This is a genomic window from Paenibacillus sp. LT-B23 (assembly GCF_059417685.1).
In genome coordinates, this window is the sequence record NZ_JBSQBM010000001.1 from 297,590 (window position 1) to 315,550 (window position 17,961).

At 45.4% G+C, this 17,961-nt stretch carries 14 protein-coding genes and 1 riboswitch; of the genes, 11 read left to right on the forward strand and 3 right to left on the reverse strand.

Features of this window, described 5'->3' with window-relative positions:
* The first annotated feature begins 18 nt into the window (after positions 1-18).
* Positions 19-714 (forward strand): response regulator transcription factor, encoded by a 696-nt coding sequence (locus tag ACWXW9_RS01415; protein ID WP_494927946.1) that lies wholly within the window; start codon positions 19-21, stop codon positions 712-714.
* A 71-nt stretch (positions 715-785) separates the two neighbouring features.
* Here ACWXW9_RS01415 and ACWXW9_RS01420 read toward each other — a convergent pair whose 3' ends face one another.
* Both ACWXW9_RS01420 and ACWXW9_RS01425 read right to left on the reverse strand, forming a co-directional pair.
* Positions 786-1,283 (reverse strand): C40 family peptidase, encoded by a 498-nt coding sequence (locus ACWXW9_RS01420; RefSeq protein ID WP_494927947.1) that lies wholly within the window; start codon positions 1,281-1,283, stop codon positions 786-788.
* A 280-nt stretch (positions 1,284-1,563) separates the two neighbouring features.
* Positions 1,564-2,205: a thiamine diphosphokinase gene (locus ACWXW9_RS01425; RefSeq protein ID WP_494927948.1), complete on the reverse strand. Its 642-nt coding sequence runs from the start codon at positions 2,203-2,205 to the stop codon at positions 1,564-1,566.
* Positions 2,206-2,354: 149 nt separating this feature from the next.
* Here ACWXW9_RS01425 and ACWXW9_RS01430 point away from each other — a divergent pair, with 149 nt between their 5' ends.
* Positions 2,355-2,819, forward strand: coding sequence for a low molecular weight protein-tyrosine-phosphatase (locus ACWXW9_RS01430; protein WP_483871926.1), 465 nt, complete (start codon positions 2,355-2,357; stop codon positions 2,817-2,819).
* A gap of 155 nt (positions 2,820-2,974) precedes the next feature.
* Here ACWXW9_RS01430 and ACWXW9_RS01435 read toward each other — a convergent pair whose 3' ends face one another.
* Entirely contained in the window at positions 2,975-3,709 is a 735-nt protein-coding gene (locus tag ACWXW9_RS01435; RefSeq protein ID WP_134914783.1) for an alpha/beta hydrolase, read from the reverse strand.
* Positions 3,710-3,964: 255 nt separating this feature from the next.
* Here ACWXW9_RS01435 and pdhA point away from each other — a divergent pair, with 255 nt between their 5' ends.
* The 9 genes from pdhA to ACWXW9_RS01480 all read left to right on the forward strand — a co-directional run bounded on the left by pdhA (position 3,965) and on the right by ACWXW9_RS01480 (position 17,066).
* Complete coding sequence (gene pdhA, locus ACWXW9_RS01440; RefSeq protein WP_137063862.1) at positions 3,965-5,032, forward strand: pyruvate dehydrogenase (acetyl-transferring) E1 component subunit alpha; 1,068 nt, start codon at positions 3,965-3,967, stop codon at positions 5,030-5,032.
* A 110-nt stretch (positions 5,033-5,142) separates the two neighbouring features.
* Positions 5,143-6,123: an alpha-ketoacid dehydrogenase subunit beta gene (locus ACWXW9_RS01445; protein WP_494927949.1), complete on the forward strand. Its 981-nt coding sequence runs from the start codon at positions 5,143-5,145 to the stop codon at positions 6,121-6,123.
* 34 nt (positions 6,124-6,157) lie between these two features.
* A complete protein-coding gene (locus tag ACWXW9_RS01450; protein WP_494927950.1) occupies positions 6,158-7,771 on the forward strand; it encodes a 2-oxo acid dehydrogenase subunit E2 in 1,614 nt (537 codons plus the stop codon).
* A gap of 3 nt (positions 7,772-7,774) precedes the next feature.
* Positions 7,775-9,196: a dihydrolipoyl dehydrogenase gene (gene lpdA / locus ACWXW9_RS01455; RefSeq protein WP_494927951.1), complete on the forward strand. Its 1,422-nt coding sequence runs from the start codon at positions 7,775-7,777 to the stop codon at positions 9,194-9,196.
* Between the two features lie 328 nt (positions 9,197-9,524).
* Positions 9,525-10,319 carry a thymidylate synthase gene (gene thyA / locus ACWXW9_RS01460; protein ID WP_476124920.1) on the forward strand — a complete coding sequence of 265 codons (795 nt, stop codon included), beginning with the start codon at positions 9,525-9,527 and terminating at the stop codon, positions 10,317-10,319.
* A gap of 19 nt (positions 10,320-10,338) precedes the next feature.
* On the forward strand, positions 10,339-10,827 hold the full coding sequence (locus ACWXW9_RS01465) for a dihydrofolate reductase (protein ID WP_494927952.1): 489 nt from the start codon (positions 10,339-10,341) through the stop codon (positions 10,825-10,827).
* A 236-nt stretch (positions 10,828-11,063) separates the two neighbouring features.
* Positions 11,064-12,551: a glutamate synthase subunit beta gene (locus ACWXW9_RS01470; RefSeq protein WP_134914778.1), complete on the forward strand. Its 1,488-nt coding sequence runs from the start codon at positions 11,064-11,066 to the stop codon at positions 12,549-12,551.
* A 754-nt stretch (positions 12,552-13,305) separates the two neighbouring features.
* On the forward strand, positions 13,306-15,693 hold the full coding sequence (locus ACWXW9_RS01475) for a type IA DNA topoisomerase (RefSeq protein WP_494927953.1): 2,388 nt from the start codon (positions 13,306-13,308) through the stop codon (positions 15,691-15,693).
* Positions 15,694-16,055: 362 nt separating this feature from the next.
* Entirely contained in the window at positions 16,056-17,066 is a 1,011-nt protein-coding gene (locus tag ACWXW9_RS01480; protein WP_494928155.1) for an aldo/keto reductase, read from the forward strand.
* Between the two features lie 742 nt (positions 17,067-17,808).
* Positions 17,809-17,898: riboswitch (cyclic di-GMP riboswitch) on the forward strand.
* Positions 17,899-17,961: the final 63 nt, after the last annotated feature.

Sequence of the window (17,961 nt, forward strand, 5' to 3'; positions counted from 1 at the left end):
CACAGGTGGGTGAGAAGAATGAACCCGTTAATTTTACTCGTGAATGGGAATGAAGCATCTGCTACTACGTACGTGCACCAGTTGAAGCAGGAAGGCTATCAGGTTGTTTACGCCCGCAATGTAGCGGAGGGAGAGTCCTATTTAGACGAAAATTCTGTGAATTTGCTGTTACTCAATATGGAGAATGAGCAGGCCAATACACAAGGCTTGATCCGCATCATGCAGCAAAATGATCCCACTGTTCCCATATTCGTAATGACCTCATCGGACGATGAGAACCATATTGTTTCCTGTTTTGAGCAGGGAGCACACGATGTGATTGTCCAACCCTTTTCCCCTAAAGTGTTTCAAGCCAGAGTGGCTAATTTATTGCGGATTTTTGGTACTGCACGTGATGTGAAAAGACCAATGCAGGCGGGTGATTTACATATTGATAGTGGAAGTAGACTGGTAAGCAGAGGCGGACAGAAGCTGGAATTAACTCCGAAAGAATTTGATCTTTTGTTTCATCTGGCTATTCATCTAAATCAGGTTTGCAGCAGGCAGCAAATTTTGAAGGATGTCTGGAAGCATGATTATATTGTTGATACGAACGTAGTAGACGTGTATATCAGGCATTTAAGAGTCAAGGTAGACAAAGGACAAAGATTCAAAATGATTCGCACGGAACGAGGCATCGGCTATTCACTCAGAACACCCCCTGAAACAGAGTAGTAAAGTATGGAAAAATATAAAAAAGCCGAGACCCAGAGTCCCGGCTTGAATAGGCTAAATTAAAATGAATGCTACAGCACGCGGCGTGCTTTGATGTATGTTCTTTTCCAGTTGCCGGAGTTCAAATCGGAGTAAGTAACCCCAGGTCCGCCATATGTGTGTAAAATTTTTCCTCCACCTACATAGACCGCTACATGTGTAATGTTGCTTCCTGTGGCGCGGCTACCGCTCGAAAAGAACACGAGGTCACCCTTTTTCAGATTGGACTTGGATACGGCATGTCCTACTTTGGATTGTGCAACAGAGGTACGAGGTAAGTCGACGCCGTATTTCTGAAATATGTGCTTCATAAAGGAAGAACAATCAAAATTGCGTGTAGTGCTTGTGGAAGCTCCAAATTTATAGGGAGTCCCCATATAGTTTTCGCCGTAGTTAATTATTTTTTGACCTACAGAAGTAGCGGTGGCAGCTTGAGCCGTATTTGTTCCCTCTAATGCAAACGTTCCAAAGCCGATAGTGGCTGCCATTCCTACGATAATTGCCTTTTTTATGATTTTATGCATGTTCATGTTGTAAGTACCTCCAGAAATCGATTTGTGCAATATTTTGCTGAGTTGCTAACTAACTGACAGCGTTGAGTATAACAGCTTTGAAACCGCCTAATAGTTGGAAAAACACTCTCAAATGCTTGAGGGACAAGGCTTACACACCAATTATTAAAAAACGATTAAAAATTACAATTTGTAAAAGATATCGTTTTTCACAAATCAGGATAAATGATAAAACTCTTGATTAGCAAGGGTTTAAGCAGGAAAAAGTTCTTTTGCAAAGGTTACAATAATGTCATAATCAATCTTTGCTTTGGATTACAAGCAGCAGCCCGCTTTCAATGGAAATCGTTCCTTTTGGAGCTAAGAGTTGGTTGCTGACTCCACGTGATTGTCCCATTTTAAGTGTGGCATTGTGCAGTGGATACATAAATCCATCCAGTTCTATACCGGTTACTTCGGCAGTCATAGGAATGAGCGATGTATATGTATAGCCCATAGGCTCAATCTCCAGCGTGGATCCAGTGAGTTCAATATAGTTATGGGCGTCCATAATGGCACAGCTTATATGATGTTGCATCGCACGTACCAATATTTGAACATTAGCCAGCGTATGATCCATCCGTGTCCCCGTAACACCAAGCATAAGCACATGTTCCGCCTGCTCATCCATGGCAATTTCCAGAGCAAGCTCTGTATCTGTCAGGTCCTTGAGCACGGGATCGCACGAAAGCATACGTTTGCTTGCGGATTCAACCCGTGACTTTTCCTCAGGTGTTACTGAATCAAAGTCTCCTACAGATACGTGTGGCGTAATGCCGTGTTCGATCAGGAATAGGGCACCTTTATCTGCACCAATAATGAAATCTCCAGGTTGTATTTGTTGTAGATCTTCCTCGACAAGACGGCCGCCGGAAAATACAATCGCGCGCTTCTTCGTCATATCCAACATCCTTTCTGTCTGTCTAGCGTCTGCATAGCTCATCAGCTTTTAAGTATAACGCGTTAAATATGGCTTGCACAATTTTGGAGGGCATAGCTACAATGAAACAGAAAAAAGGAATTGTAACGCGCAGTAGGAAGGAGAGACAAATGATTAACGTTTTGTTTGTGTGTTTGGGTAATATTTGCCGTTCCCCGATGGGGGAGGCGGTACTGAGACATAAAGCGGAGGAACGGGGACTGGGTGCAAAAATTCGGGTAGACTCGGCAGGAACAGGAGACTGGCATATTGGGAATCCCCCGCATGAGGGAACGCTAAACCAACTCAAGCTGCACGGAATCAGTGAACATGGCCTACAGGCGCGGCAAATGAAAGGTCATGATTTTGAAGCGTTTGATTATATCGTGTGCATGGATGACTCCAATGAGCGAAACATACGCAAAATCGCGGGCGGAGCAGAGGCTGACATATTAAAATTCATGGACCTGCTGCCACAAGAAAAGCTGAGAGAGGTGCCGGATCCATATTTCACCGGGAACTTTGAAGAGACATACCGATTAATGGATGCGGGGTGCAATGCCTTGCTGGACAAAATCATAGAAGAAAAGCTATAATGTGAACGACAGAAGACGGCAAAAATTGCCGTTTTTCGTTATCCAGTTTTGAAAGCGTATCCAATATGCAAAAAAAGAGGAAAGAGCATAACGACCCGCTCTGGTCAACAAATGCCCAATCCCCATTAGTCTCTGTAGCTTTGGAAAAGCTTCACTCAGGCGCGATCTAAAAAATACATTAGCGCGTCAGGCAGCTCATTTTGCCAAAAGCCCCACAAATGCTTGCCGTCCTTTTCTCGATAGGAAACATCGGCGTTCCGTTCGCGTAGCAAATCTGCGCATTGGCGGTTAAGTTCTACAAAATTGTAAATGCCGGTGTCGCTCTCAAACGCATCTTCTTGAAGACCAACCGTCATCCATACCCGCAGATGGGACAAATCACGCTCACGAGCGATAATTTCTTGTGAAGCTTCATAGTAAGCACCGGACAGGCTGATAATACGATTGAACAGTTGGGGATATAGCAAGGCTAAATGCAGAGACACACTGCCTCCCAGTGAATCTCCAGCCAGAATTCGGGACGATGCATCTCTTCTTATAGGATACTTCTGTTCCACATAGGGAATAATCTCTTCTGCAAAACAGGCGGTGTACGCCTCAAAGCGATTGCCAAAGGGAGCATACTCCTGAGTTCTGATTTTCGTGTTAACTTCAACGCCGACGATGATGAAAGGCTCAACGCCTTCGTCCAGAATGAGACGGTTCGCCTGTGTTGCTATACGGCCAAAATTGAAAAATTCCTCTCCGTCCTGACAGTACACGACCGGGTAGCTCAAAATTTCATTATAACCGGGCGGTAAATAAATACGGAGTGTTCTGGTTTCGCCAAGAAAGCGGCTGTTTATTTCGTCTTTTAGGATGGTTCGTTTCAAATACCGGGAATCCGTCATTATTTGTCACCTTTCTGGGGTATGATTTTGCATTCGGGATCACAATAAGTTAAGATTACCCTGATTGCAATAGATGTTTAAAATTTCAATCATGTACTAAGCTGTTATAGTAAAAAATGTTCCCTGTTACACAAACAAAAATGTGGCGAACTCAAAAAAAATAACTAAATCTTTGACGCAAGCAATATAACAGGTGTATAATAATCCTATAACAGCGGAACTTGATATTCAAATTTTTTTGTTGAGGTGAAGAAAATGAGCAAGGTTCCTTATGAAGTGTACACAGAGGAAGTTGAGGCTCTGTCCGTGCTTTCTCCGGATGGTGAAATTATCAATAAAGATAAATTGCCTGAACTTACAGATGATCAGTTGAAAGAAATTATGTATCGCATGGTATTTACACGTACTTGGGATGATCGTGCCGTTAACTTGGGTCGTCAAGGACGTCTCGGCTTCTACGCTCCGGTATCCGGACAAGAAGCAACAATGATTGGTAGTGAATATGCACTCCAAAAAGAAGACTTTATTGCCCCAGGCTACCGCGATATTCCGCAAATCGTATGGCATGGCCTGCCATTATATCAAGCATTCCTGTATTCCCGTGGTCATCAACACGGCGGCCAAGTGCCGGACGGTGTTAATGTATTGATGCCGCAAATCATCATCGGCGCGCAAATTTTGCACGCTATGGGTATTGCAATGGGATACAAACTGAAAAAACAAAAACAAGTCGCCATTACATATACAGGTGACGGCGGTTCTTCCGAAGGTGACTTCTACGAAGGCCTGAACTATGCTGGTGTTTACAAGCTGCCAGTTATTTTCTTTGTGCAAAACAATGGCTACGCAATCACAACTCCATTTGCGAAGCAAACGGCTGCTCTTTCTATCGCTCACAAAGCCGTTGCTGCCGGTATTAAAGGCGTGAAAATCGACGGAATGGACGTACTCGCAGTTATCAAGGCTGTTCAAGAAGCTGCTGAACGCGGACGTAACGGCGAAGGCGCGACATTGATCGAAGCTGTAACTTACCGTTTCCGTCCACATTCCCTGTCTGACGATGCAAGTAAGTATCGTTCGAAAGAAGAAGAGGGCGAATGGAATGCGAAAGATCCGATTGCCCGTTTTGCGAAATATCTTGAGAAAAAAGGTCTTTGGACTGAAGAAGATACAGCTCGCGTAAAAGAAGAAGCTAAAGCGAAAGTGAACGAAGAGATCAAAAAAGCCGAGAAAACAGAAAAAATGACCATTTCCGGCCTGATCGACAGCATGTTCGAATCTACGCCTAAGCATCTGGAAGAACAAAAAGCTGATTTTAAATAATTGAGCTTGAAATAAATCAGAGAGACCGGGCGGCATCCCGATCCGGTCTGTCTTTCAATTGGACCTGAACTGAAACTGATCTGTCAATGTTTAAGGAGGAAATGAAGCAAATGGCACAAATGAACATGAAAGAAGCGATTCGTGACGCACTGCGCGTAGAGTTGAAACGCGACCCTAACGTCCTGCTTTTCGGTGAAGATGTAGGTCATGTAGGCGGTGTATTCCGTGCAACAGAAGGTCTGCAAAAAGAGTTTGGCGAAGAACGTGTATTTGATACTCCGTTGGCGGAATCCGCAATCGGGGGTCTTGCTGTGGGTCTGGGTGTCCAAGGATTCCGCCCTGTAGCTGAAATCCAGTTCGTAGGCTTTATCTTTGAAGCACTCGACCAAATGGCAATTCAAGCATCCCGTATGCGTTACCGTTCCGGTGGACGCTACAATTCTCCAATCGTATTCCGTACGCCTTTTGGTGGCGGGGTTAAAGCGGCTGAGCTGCATACAGATTCCCTGGAAGGACTTTTGGCTCAAACACCTGGTATCAAGGTTGTTGTTCCTTCCAATCCTTACGATGCAAAAGGTCTGATGATCGCGGCTATTCGCGATAACGATCCAGTATTTTTCATGGAGCATTTGAACTTGTACCATGCATTCCGCGCTGAAGTTCCTGAGAATGATTACACAGTTGAACTGGGTAAAGCGAACGTAGTTCGTGAAGGTTCCGATGTTACAATCATCACTTATGGTTTGATGGTACACACTTCTGTCAAAGCTGCTGATGAACTGGAAAAAACAAAAGGTATTAAAGTCGAAATTATTGACCTGCGTACTGTTAGCCCAATTGACATTGATACAATCGTGGCTTCCATTCAAAAAACAAATCGTGCCATCGTTGTTCAAGAAGCGCAAAAGAGCTCTGGCGTAGCTGCTGAAGTGATTGCACAAATTAACGAAAAAGCAATTCTGCATCTGGAAGCACCAGTTCTGCGTGTGGCAGGTCCAGATACCGTTTATCCTTTTGCTCAAATTGAAGATACTTGGTTGCCAACGCCAACACGTATCATTGATGCGGTTAATAAAGTACTGGAATTTTAATTAAAGCACACCGTAAATTTGGGAGGTTTTAAACGTGGCTAAATTTGAATATAAATTCCCGGAGCTGGGTGAAGGTCTTCACGAAGGCGAAATCATCAAGATGCACATCAAGCCCGGCGACAAAGTAACAGATGAAGATATCATCATGGAAGTACAAAACGACAAGGCTGTAGTTGAAGTTCCATGTCCGGTCAATGGTACGGTTCAAGAAGTATTTGCCAAAGACGGAGACATCTTTAACATAGGTCAAGTCGTAGCTGTAATCGATGCAGAAGGTGAACTTCCTGAACAAGAAGAAGCACCGGAAGCACCAGCTGCTAGCTCTGAGCCAAGTGCTGCTGCACAAGGCGGAGCTGCAGGTACAGCTAGATTTGAATATAAATTCCCAGAGCTAGGCGAAGGTCTTCACGAAGGCGAAATCATCAAGATACACATCAAGCCCGGCGATAAAGTAACAGATGAAGATATCATCATGGAAGTACAAAACGACAAGGCTGTAGTTGAAGTTCCATGTCCGGTCAATGGTACGGTTCAAGAAGTATTTGCCAAAGACGGAGACATCTTTAACGTAGGTCAAGTTGTGGCAGTAATTGCTGCAGAGGGTGAGCTTCCTGAACAAGAAGAAGCACCGGCTGCCGCTAAACAAGAACAGGATGCTGCACAAGGCGGAGCTAACACAAAACCGGCTGCAACTCCTGCTGCAACAAATAAAGACGTGCTGGCTACTCCTAGCGTACGCAAATTTGCACGTGAGCAAGGTGTAAACATCGCTCAAGTGAGTGGCTCCGGCAAAAATGGTAAAATCACTAAAGAAGATGTAGAAGCTTTCAAAAATGGTGGAGGCCAAGCGGCTGCACCAGCAGCGAAAGAAACTGCAAAAGCACAAGAGCCAGCTAAAAAAGAAGCGAAAGCTGCAGCTCCATCCGCACCAACAGCAGATCCACGTGCTGAGGAAGAGCGCGTACCATTTAAAGGTATCCGCAAAGCGATTTCCAACGCTATGGTTAAATCGGCTTACACAGCTCCACACGTTACGATTATGGACGAAGTGGACGTAACCGAGCTGGTTGCTTTCCGTACTCGTATGAAACCAATCGCTGAGAAGAAAGGCACGAAAGTAACATACCTGCCATTCATCGTAAAAGCATTGGTTGCAGCTTCCCGTCAATTCCCAGCTCTGAATGCCTCGATCGACGAAGAAGCAAACGAAATCGTCTACAAAAAATACTACAACATCGGTATTGCTACAGATACAGACAACGGTCTGATCGTTCCTGTAATTAAAGATGCTGACCGTAAGAGCATTTGGATGATCGCTGATTCCATTCGTGATCTGGCTGTACGCGGTCGTGATGGTAAACTGGCTGCCAATGAGATGAGAGGAAGCACAATTTCTATCTCTAACATCGGTTCCGCAGGCGGTATGTTCTTTACTCCAATCATCAACTTCCCTGAAGTAGCGATCTTGGGAACTGGCCGTATCAGTGAAAAAGCAGTAGTGAAAAACGGTGAAATTGTTGCCGCTCCTGTAATGGCTCTTTCCTTGAGCTTTGACCACCGTATTATTGACGGTGCAACTGCTCAAAACTTCATGAACTATATCAAACAGCTGCTCGCTAACCCTGAGTTGCTTGTTATGGAGGTGTAATCAATGGTAGTAGGAGACGCTTCTCTGGATATTGACACATTGGTTATCGGTGCGGGTCCTGGCGGCTATGTAGCTGCTATCCGTGCTGCACAATTGGGACAAAGTGTATTGATCGTTGACCAATCGGAGCTGGGCGGTGTCTGTCTGAACCGTGGATGTATTCCTTCCAAAGCTTTGATCTCTGCAGCTCATCAATACGAAGCTGCCCAACACGGCGAGTCTTTCGGTATTACGGCTGAGAACGTAAAAGTTGATTTTGCTAAAACACAAGAATTCAAAAACAGTGTTGTTAAGAAAATGACTGGCGGCGTAAGCGGTCTGCTTAAAGGCAACAAAGTTGAAGTTTTCAACGGTGAATGCATGTTCATCAACGAAAATGAAGCGCGTGTATTCAACGAACATGAATCACCACGCTACCGTTTTAAAAATGCGATTATCGCAACAGGTTCCCGTCCAATTGAATTGAAACCATTCCCGTTTGGCGGACGTATTCTGTCTTCTACAGAAGCATTGAACCTGCCTGAAATTCCGAAAAGCCTGATCGTAATCGGCGGTGGATACATTGGTGCAGAGCTCGGACAAATGTACTCCAAATTCGGTTCCAAAGTAACAATCATTGAAGGTATGGATACTGTTCTTCCTGGCTTCGACAAGGATATGACTTCGATCGTTGCGAAGAGCATGAAGAAAACCGGTATTGAAATCTTCACTGGTGCTAAAGCGGAAAGTGCAGAACAAACAGATAAAGACGTAACGGTGAAATTCTCTGTTAACGGCGAAAGCAAAGAAGTAACTGCTGATTACCTGCTTGTAACTGTTGGACGTCGTCCAAACACAGACGGTGAACTGGGTCTGGATCTGATCGGTGTAGAACTGGATGAGCGCGGATTGGTGAAAGTTGACCACCAAGGACGCACCAGCATTCCTCATATCTTTGCAATCGGCGATATCGTTGCTGGTCTTGCTCTGGCTCACAAAGCTTCTTACGAAGGTAAAGTGGCTGCTGAAGCGATCGCAGGCGAACCGTCTGTAGTGGACTACAAATGTATTCCGGCTGTTGTTTTCACAGATCCAGAATGTTCCAGCGTAGGCTACACTGAGACACAAGCTAAAGAAAAAGGCCACAATGTCAAAGTCGGCAAGTTCTCTTATGGAGCAAACGGCCGTGCCGTTTCCCTGAACGCTACTGAAGGCTTTGTTAAAATCGTAGCTGATGCTGACACAGGTCTGGTACTGGGTACGCAAATCGTAGGTCTGGAAGCTTCCAACCTTATTGCTGAGCTGGGTCTGGCGATTGAAATGGGTGCTACACTCGAAGATATCTCCTTGACTATTCATGCTCACCCTACACTGGGCGAAATCGTTATGGAAGCAGCGGAAGTTGTGCTGGGTCATCCGATTCATGCATTGGCACCGCGTCGCTAATCCCAATTCATTATCTCATTTTTGGTTTTCATACATGGAAAGAGAGGCAAGGAGCGCTATATCTGCGTTCTTTGTCTCTTTTTTTCATATTTTAGGATTTTCAGGACGTCCATGAAAATTCACACAGTAGATAGTCAATAAAGCGTAGTCCATGATAAACTAAATATAGATATGGGTGCAGAATAGCAGGTCTTTTCTAGATTAGAATTTGACGCTGCGGGCATTGAATACTGGATACTGTACGTGAACGTGATATGCTTTTAACGTTCATATACGTTCGGATTTTATTAATGCCGATGTTTATTCATGCTTAAAGGAGAGAAATAAAATGCGCAATTACTTGGATTTGCTGGAGGATATATTGGAAAATGGAGTGAAAAAAGAGGACCGTACTGGAACGGGAACACTCTCTGTTTTCGGAAGACAGCTCCGCTTTGATCTGGCCAAGGGCTTTCCCTTGGTAACAACTAAAAGAGTACACTTGAAATCCGTTATCCATGAGTTGCTGTGGTTCTTGCGGGGAGATACCAACATTTCTTACCTCAAGGAGAACGGGGTTACCATTTGGGACGAATGGGCAGATGAGCAGGGGAATCTGGGCCCTGTATATGGATCGCAATGGCGTGCGTGGGAAACAACAGACGGACAACATATTGATCAGATTACAAATGTCATTGAAGCGATTAAAAACAACCCGGATTCCCGACGACATATCGTCAGCGCTTGGAATGTGGCTGAAATCGATTCAATGAAGCTCCCGCCATGCCATTTCGTATTTCAGTTTTATGTGGCCGGAGGGAAGCTTTCCTGCATGCTGACCATGCGTTCAGTCGATACCTTCCTTGGTCTTCCTTTCAATATCGCCAGTTATGCATTGCTAACGCATATGGTTGCACAGCAGTGTGGTTTGGAGCCGGGCGAATTCATTTGGTCAGGCGGCGATGTGCATATTTATTCAAATCATATGCAACAAGTGCATACGCAGCTGGAGCGTGATCCTTATCCATTGCCTCAGCTCAAAATCCTTCGTAAACCGGATTCAATATTTGATTATACGTACGAGGACTTTGCTTTCGAGAACTATGAATATCATCCGGGTATCAAGGCGCCTGTCGCTATCTGATTTGGGGGAGCTGTGAGTTATGAGCATTTCGATGATATGGGCTATGGCACAAAACGGCGTCATTGGTCGGGATAACAGTCTTCCTTGGCGCCTGCCGAGAGATATGGCATTTTTCAAGGAGCAGACCATCGGTAAAACCGTACTCATGGGGCGCAAGACATGGGAATCCTTTGGCGGAAAAAGCCTGCCTAAGCGGCGTAACGTTATTTTGACCCGTGATCAGAGCTATCTGGCGGAGGGCGCAGAAGTGATCCATTCTCTGGAAGAAGGTCTCCAATTGGCGGCGCAGGAAGAACTGATGATCATCGGCGGCGCGGAGATTTATTCACTGTTCTGGACACATGCTGATCGGTTAATCGTAACCAGGATTAATGAGATTTTCGAGGGAGATACGACTTTGCCAGAGCTGGATTGGAATGGCTGGAATGTAGTCAGTGAGACTCCCGGTGTCAAGGATGAAAGAAACCCGTACGACTACCGTTTTGTCGTTTACGAGAGGACGAAGTAAGATTGGGGTACATTTGACCTCGCTCATTTGAAAAATTAATGAACCATATAAAAAATCCTTTTGGCTGTTGATGCAGAAAGTTGCATAAGTTTTCATTACTTTTGCGCTGTATTGTGATACAATAAATCAAATTCAACGAGAATAGACCCTTTCATGATACAAACAGACAAATTCGAATTTGACTTGAGTTCGATGGATGAACGGGGTTCATAAGCGAAGAGATGGGGGAACGTAACATGTCTACACCAACTGGATTTATGGAATACACACGACAGCTTCCTACAGACCGGGATCCGGCAGAGCGTATTAAGGATTGGGAAGAATTCCATAAGCATATGTCCGAAGAAGAGCTGCGTACCCAAGGGGCACGTTGTATGGACTGCGGAACTCCTTATTGTCATACGGGGATGGACATCATGGGAGCGACTTTGGGCTGCCCAGTTCATAATCTGATTCCGGAATGGAACAATCTCGTATATCGCGGTTTGTGGAAGGAAGCACTGGATCGGTTGCACAAAACAAATAATTTCCCGGAATTTACTGGGCGTGTCTGTCCTGCGCCATGTGAAGGTTCCTGTACGGTCGGCCTGATCGGACAATCTGTTACGATCAAGACGATTGAGGAAGCTATTATCGAAAAAGGCTTTGAGGAAGGCTGGGTTGTCCCTAATCCGCCGGAGAAGCGTACAGGCAGACGAGTGGCTATTGTCGGCTCGGGTCCGGCAGGATTGGCTGCTGCTGCGCAGCTTAACAAAGCAGGACACAGCGTAACTGTGTACGAGCGCGCGGATCGTGTTGGCGGGCTGCTGATGTACGGCATTCCTTCTATGAAGCTGGACAAAAAGGTTGTTCAGCGTCGTGTGGATTTGCTGGAGGCGGAAGGCATTCAGTTCATTACGAATACCGAGATTGGAAAGGATATTCCTACCGATCAGCTTATTGCTGAGTATGATGCGGTTGTACTGTGTGGTGGTTCCACAAAGCCGAGAGAATTCAACATTGAAGGTAGCGATTTGAATGGCGTTCATTATGCGATGGATTATTTGAACGGTACCATCAAGAGCTACCTGGATTCCAATCTGGAAGATGGCAATTATTTGTCCTCCCAAGGTAAGGATGTTATTGTAATCGGTGGTGGTGATACAGGTTCGGACTGTGTGGCTACTTCGTTGCGTCATGGCTGTCGAAGTGTTACACAATTTGGTACACATGCCAAAGCTCCTGTGGAACGTGACCCTATTGCCAATCCTTGGCCACAATTTCCGAATGTGTACACTCTTGATTATGCACAGCAGGAAGCGAAGGCGATATTTGGGGAAGATCCGCGTGAGTTCTCCATCATGACCACCAAGTTTGTAGGTGATGAGAACGGTAATTTGAAAGAGCTGCACACGATTCAAATTCAGCGTATTGTGGATGAGACAGGTCGCAAGATCTATCAGCCTGTTCCGGGTACGGAGCGCGTATTTCCGGCACAGATTGCTCTCATTGCGATTGGATTCGACGGTCCTGAGCAAACAATTGTGGAGCAAATTGGTTTGGAAACCGATCGTCGTTCCAACGTTAAAGCACGTTACGGGAAATATGTTACGAATGTAGATAAGGTTTTTGCTGCTGGTGATATGCGTCGCGGGCAAAGCCTTGTTGTGTGGGCCATTAATGAAGGTCGGGAAGCCGCACGTGAGGTCGATAAATACCTGATGGGCGCTACCGTTTTGGTGTAAATATAGCTCTATATTAGTTACCAGTCAAAGCTCCATCCTCGGATGGGGCTTTGTTGCGTTCACAGGATTGTCATGATCAGGGTTGTAAAATGCCGAAACAGCATTTGTTATCATTGTATGTAAAGTATTGTGAATTTAATGTTAAATAATATGACTTTATATGATTTTCAAATCTTTGTTTCTATTTTCTACAGCGATCATAACATAAAAACAGGAGTGAAGTGTAGCTTTTTTATTGAATAATGAAATTATTTTGCGAAAATAAAGATAAAACTCAATTTTAATGTAATATAAAATAACATGAATATAACTCATGTTGATATGTGAAGAGTGATTTTAAATGAAACTTCATCTGAATTATCATATAAGTCGAACTGAAAAAGGTATAGGGAAAACCGAGTAGGTGGAAGGGGGCTATACAAGCGAAAAGTGGTGGCGATGGGAAGTAACATCCCTTTGCGCAATGGCACTATAGTAACTTTTAAGTTCAATTTATAAAGCTCTTTTACATGGCCTTATAGAAAATGAAAGGGCTACTATCATTTTATGGCTTCGTTAATCATCACCTGAGAGTATGATTGTATCTATGGTATAATACACGTATATTGTTGAAGCGCTAATGGACAAAGGAGCTTTCGCCGGGAGAAGGCTCCTTTTGCATGAGGCCCTGCCTGTATTTCATTTACCTCTCGTTTGTTATACGTGTGAGTCAGGGAAGGGAAGCAGAAGGCCGTCAGGAAGGAATGGAATACGAATGAAGACGTTGATTATTGCTGAAAAACCGGATATGGGGCGCACCATTGCGGCTGTTATGGAGCCGAGGGCTAAAAATAACCGAACCTATCTGGAGGGGGAGAAATATATTGTAACTTGGGCGATCGGTCATTTGCTGGGTCTTGCTGAGCCGGATGCATACGATGCCAAGTACAAACGCTGGAATATTAAAGATCTTCCCATTATCCCTGAGCAGTTTAAAATCGTACCGAATCCGAAAACAAAAGATCAGTTAAAAATAATTGGTGAGTTGGCCAAACGCTGCAATGCAATCGTGAATGCTTGTGATGCAGGGCGAGAAGGGCAATATATTTTTGCGTTGATTCAACAGCAGTTAAAGCTGCGTCAGCCGGTCAAGCGCCTGTGGATCTCGGATTTAACGGCAGAGAGTATTGCGTCAGGCTTCGAACGCTTGCGAGATGCTTCGGAGTTTGAATTTCTGACTCAGGCTGCGCGGGCACGAAGTGAAGCAGACTGGTTGATTGGTATGAATGCCTCCAGAGCCTTTACAACACGGCATAACGCGTTACTGTCAGTCGGACGGGTGCAGACCCCTGTGTTGGCATTGATTCATGACCGGGAAAAGGAAATTGAGGCGTTTCAGTCTCAAACCTTTTATGACGTGTGGGCCGAGTTTAAGCAAGATCAGATCAAGTACAAAGGTGCGTGGCAGGGAGATCGGCTCACCAAACCGGAAGAAGCTGAGGCGATAGCAGCCGCAGTTCGCGGAAAAATAGGTAAAATCACCAAATATGATGTGAAGCAGACCAAGGAATATCCGTTCAAGTTGTACGATTTGACGCTGCTTCAACGCGAGGCGAATGCCAAGTATAGTTATTCAGCCAAAAAAACACTGGATGTAGCACAAGCGCTTTATGAGCGGCATAAGGTCATTTCCTATCCGCGTACTAATTCCAACTATGTAACGGAGCAAAATATAGACGGTATGCACAAGGCGCTTCGTATGCTGGGCACAGGTCCTTATGCTGATCTGGTACAGCAAGCGAACCCCAATTTGGTCCATAAACAGAATAAAGCTGTCTGCAATCCATCCCGTGTTGAGGATCACCATGCCATATTGCCGACGTTGAAAAGACCGGGAACACTCAGCAAAGAGGAACAAAATGTATATGACCTGATAATCCGCAGGTTTTTGTCACATTTCTTCCCGCCTGCCGAATATAAAATGCATACCGTGATGACTCAGGTGGACAAGCATCTGTTCAAAACAAGCATTAAGGAACTTCTGTCCTTGGGCTGGAAGGTAGTTCTGAGCAAGGCAGATCAGGATAAAGGCAAAAAGAGCAAAGCACCGAAGAAAGAGGAAGAAGAGGAAACGGACGAATGGACGGACAAGAAGTTTGAGATTGATGCAGGTCGTCCGGTGGATTGCACTCGTGCTGAGATGAAAGAGAAGGCCACGCAGCCGCCTAAAAGCTACACAGAGGGCACGTTGCTTAAAGCCATGGAGAGCGCAGGCAAGCAGATGGAGAACGAGGAGCTGCGCGAGGTCATGAAGGATGCGGGACTGGGTACGCCGGCGACACGTGCTGCCACGATTGAACGCTTGAAGAAGGTTGGCTACATTGAAATGAAGGGTAAAAAGATCCTCATTACGGATAAGGGGAAAATGGCTATTGACCTGATTCGTCATGCGGGGGTTGACCTGCTTGCATCGCCGGAAATGACAGGTCAATGGGAACGCCGTTTGCATCAAATTTCCAAGGGGGAAGCTGCCCAGGAAAAGTTTATGGATAACGTTAAAAAGTTTACCTTATCCATCATTGACAAGGTGAGGCAGCAACCACCGGCTCCAGCGAACGCTTTTGGCGAGGAAGCAAGAGGTAAACGCTCGGGTAGTAAGGTAGGCGCCCGTAGTGGAGGCGCAAGCGGAAGCACCACCACCCAAGGGGCTGCACGCGCTCCGTCACGGCGTACCAACAACTCGGGCGAAGCATCGTCACTGGAGCAAGTGCTATCGAGTGCAGGAGGGCGTACTGCGGCTGCATCGGGTTCAGCTGGGAGTAGCTCAAGCGCAGGTGCAGCGCGAGCTTCGTCCGCCGAGCCGTCGGGCACTTCTCCGGGCCAAAGGCAGACTTTAGGCAGCTGCCCGCGGTCGAATTGCGGCGGGAGCATTATCGAAGGCCGTAAAGGATATGGATGCAGCCACTACAAGCAGGGCTGCGGCTTTGTCGTCTGGAAGGAATATGCTGGCAAGCAGATTACGGAAACGATGCTCAAGTCTCTGTTGACGAAGGGACAGACACAGCTGCTATCTTTTAAGCGTAAAGATGGTTCGACCGTCAAAGCAAGAATTGTTCTGAATGAACCAGGTACAGGGCAACTTAGCGTTCGTGAGGAAAACTGATACAGGTACAGAGTATGATTTTCGACAGATTGAAAAAGAAGGCCATTTCTAGCTGTCATCAGATGATTTCTGAATTCATCAGGAGTCATCTTTTTTTATGTTCCGTACACCAAAATTACCCATAAGAGATGCTTGTATAACATTTTATTAAACATTTGTAAGCTTCCAACCGATAAAACAAATATGGGTTATGCAAAAGTATTTTTTTTAGGTAGTTTATAAAGCAGACTCTATGCATAGCGTTCAAAAAACTTTCCATAGTGGACTGTGCAAATCAGGAAGAAAAGTTGTGTTATGTGCTTTAAAACGTGAAGGCAATCGTTTCACATGAAAACTTTTTTACGGGAGATGATGGAAGGATCGTGGAAGAGAAAACGGTAAGTGTGGCAGGCTCACTGCAATTACGTAAGCTGGGCAACTCGGATTTAAAGCTGTCACCGCTGGGGCTTGGGTGTTGGCAGTTCAGCAATGGAAAAGGGATAGTCGGGAAATTCTGGCCAGTGCTGCGGCGGGAGGATATACGGCAAATCGTTCAGACCAGTTTAGAAGGTGGAGTTAATTGGTTTGATACTGCCGAAGCATACGGTGGCGGACAGTCTGAGCAGCTACTAGCCGGCACGCTGAATGAGATCGGAGGACCGCTCGCGGAACAGGCGAATATCGCTACGAAATGGTGGCCGGCCTTTCGGACCGCAGGCAGTATCACAGCAACGATTGATGAACGTATTCGCCATTTGGATCAACGGACGATTCACCTCTACCAGGTGCATTCGCCTTACTCCTTTGCTTCGGTTGGCGCCGTGATGAATGCGATGGCTAAACTGGTTGGGCAAGGAAAGATTAAATATGTGGGCGTAAGTAACTTTTCCACGCAACAAATACGTGAAGCCGATCGTGTGCTGCGTGAGCACGGCCTTCGCCTAGTTTCGAATCAAGTGAAATACAGCCTGCTTGACCGGAGAATCGAACAGAACGGAATTCTGGACACGGCTAAAGAGCTTGGCGTGGCGATCATCGCATACTCTCCGCTAATGCAGGGGGTCTTAAGTGGAAAATTCCATAATAATCCGTCTCTGGTCAAGTCGATCAAGGGTCCGCGCAAGTGGACGGCGGCATTCCGGGATTCGGGGCTGCGGAGATCAAAGCCACTAATTGAAACATTGGAACAACTGGCTCAACAATATAACGTGACGCCAACCCAGATTGCCCTGAATTGGCTGATTAACGCTCACGGAGAGAACGTATTTGCGATACCTGGGGCTTCAAAAGTACATCATGCCGTGGAAAATGTGAAGGCGATGCAGTTTACCTTGACAGCCGGTGAGATTGAGATGGTTAGCCACGTTTCCAACCAAGTGCTCAGATCAAAGTGATCATGGCTCAAATCGTGGAATATTCCGTTGGAAAATGAACTTCGCTGGTACGCTGTCTAACACCTCCATGACTAGGACGATATTGTCCATGTGCACTCCTTGACGCTTGGTTGACATTAATGCTTCGTTCGCAGGTGGAAGAATGGCATGCTTCTTCCTTGCTAAAGGTTAGGCGCGACATTTCTTGCAAGGACATTCTTTTCTTCGGGGTGCTACGCTTTGTGACTAGACCTTGGATATATCTTCCGCAGTAAGCTTATTTGTTCTTAATCAGTTGTGGAGGGGGTTCCCTCTTGTTTTCCTGGTTTGATTTTGGTTTTATCCTAGAAAATGTTGGAAAAAGCACGTTTTACTCTTCCGAAGTTGCACTCCAACTGTCCTTCACTCCCCGTGTACACTCACGTCGCTATTTTCGGCGAAACATCGAATGCGAGAGAAGCTTTGGAACGTCATTTTTAGGTGGATCACAAATCCATCATTTTAAAAAAAGCTAAGCCGCTAAAGTTGTACAGGTTGTTATCTCTTAATCTTGGGGGATAAGGGAAATTAAGTAAAATGAACTGGAGTTGTCGGATGACAGGAATTTAGTGGCTTGCTGAAGTATTTTAATCAGCACCTAACAACGTATTGTAAAACTATATCAAGGTAAATGCTTTGAAAACTCAAGGTCAGCTCCTACCGAATGTAGGAGGAAGAAGCATAAGAACATGCTCAAAAGATGTAAAAAATATACGAATGTATTTCCCGTTAATCGTAAACACCTCGAAAGTGGTGGACACAAAGCCATGGGTCTAAAGCTGGATTAAACAGCCATGATTGCCAGGTTGCCGAAGGAAACCGGGCGAAGTCTGCTGTCTGTTCCTGTGCTTTTTATATGGGAATAGGCTTCTTTTAT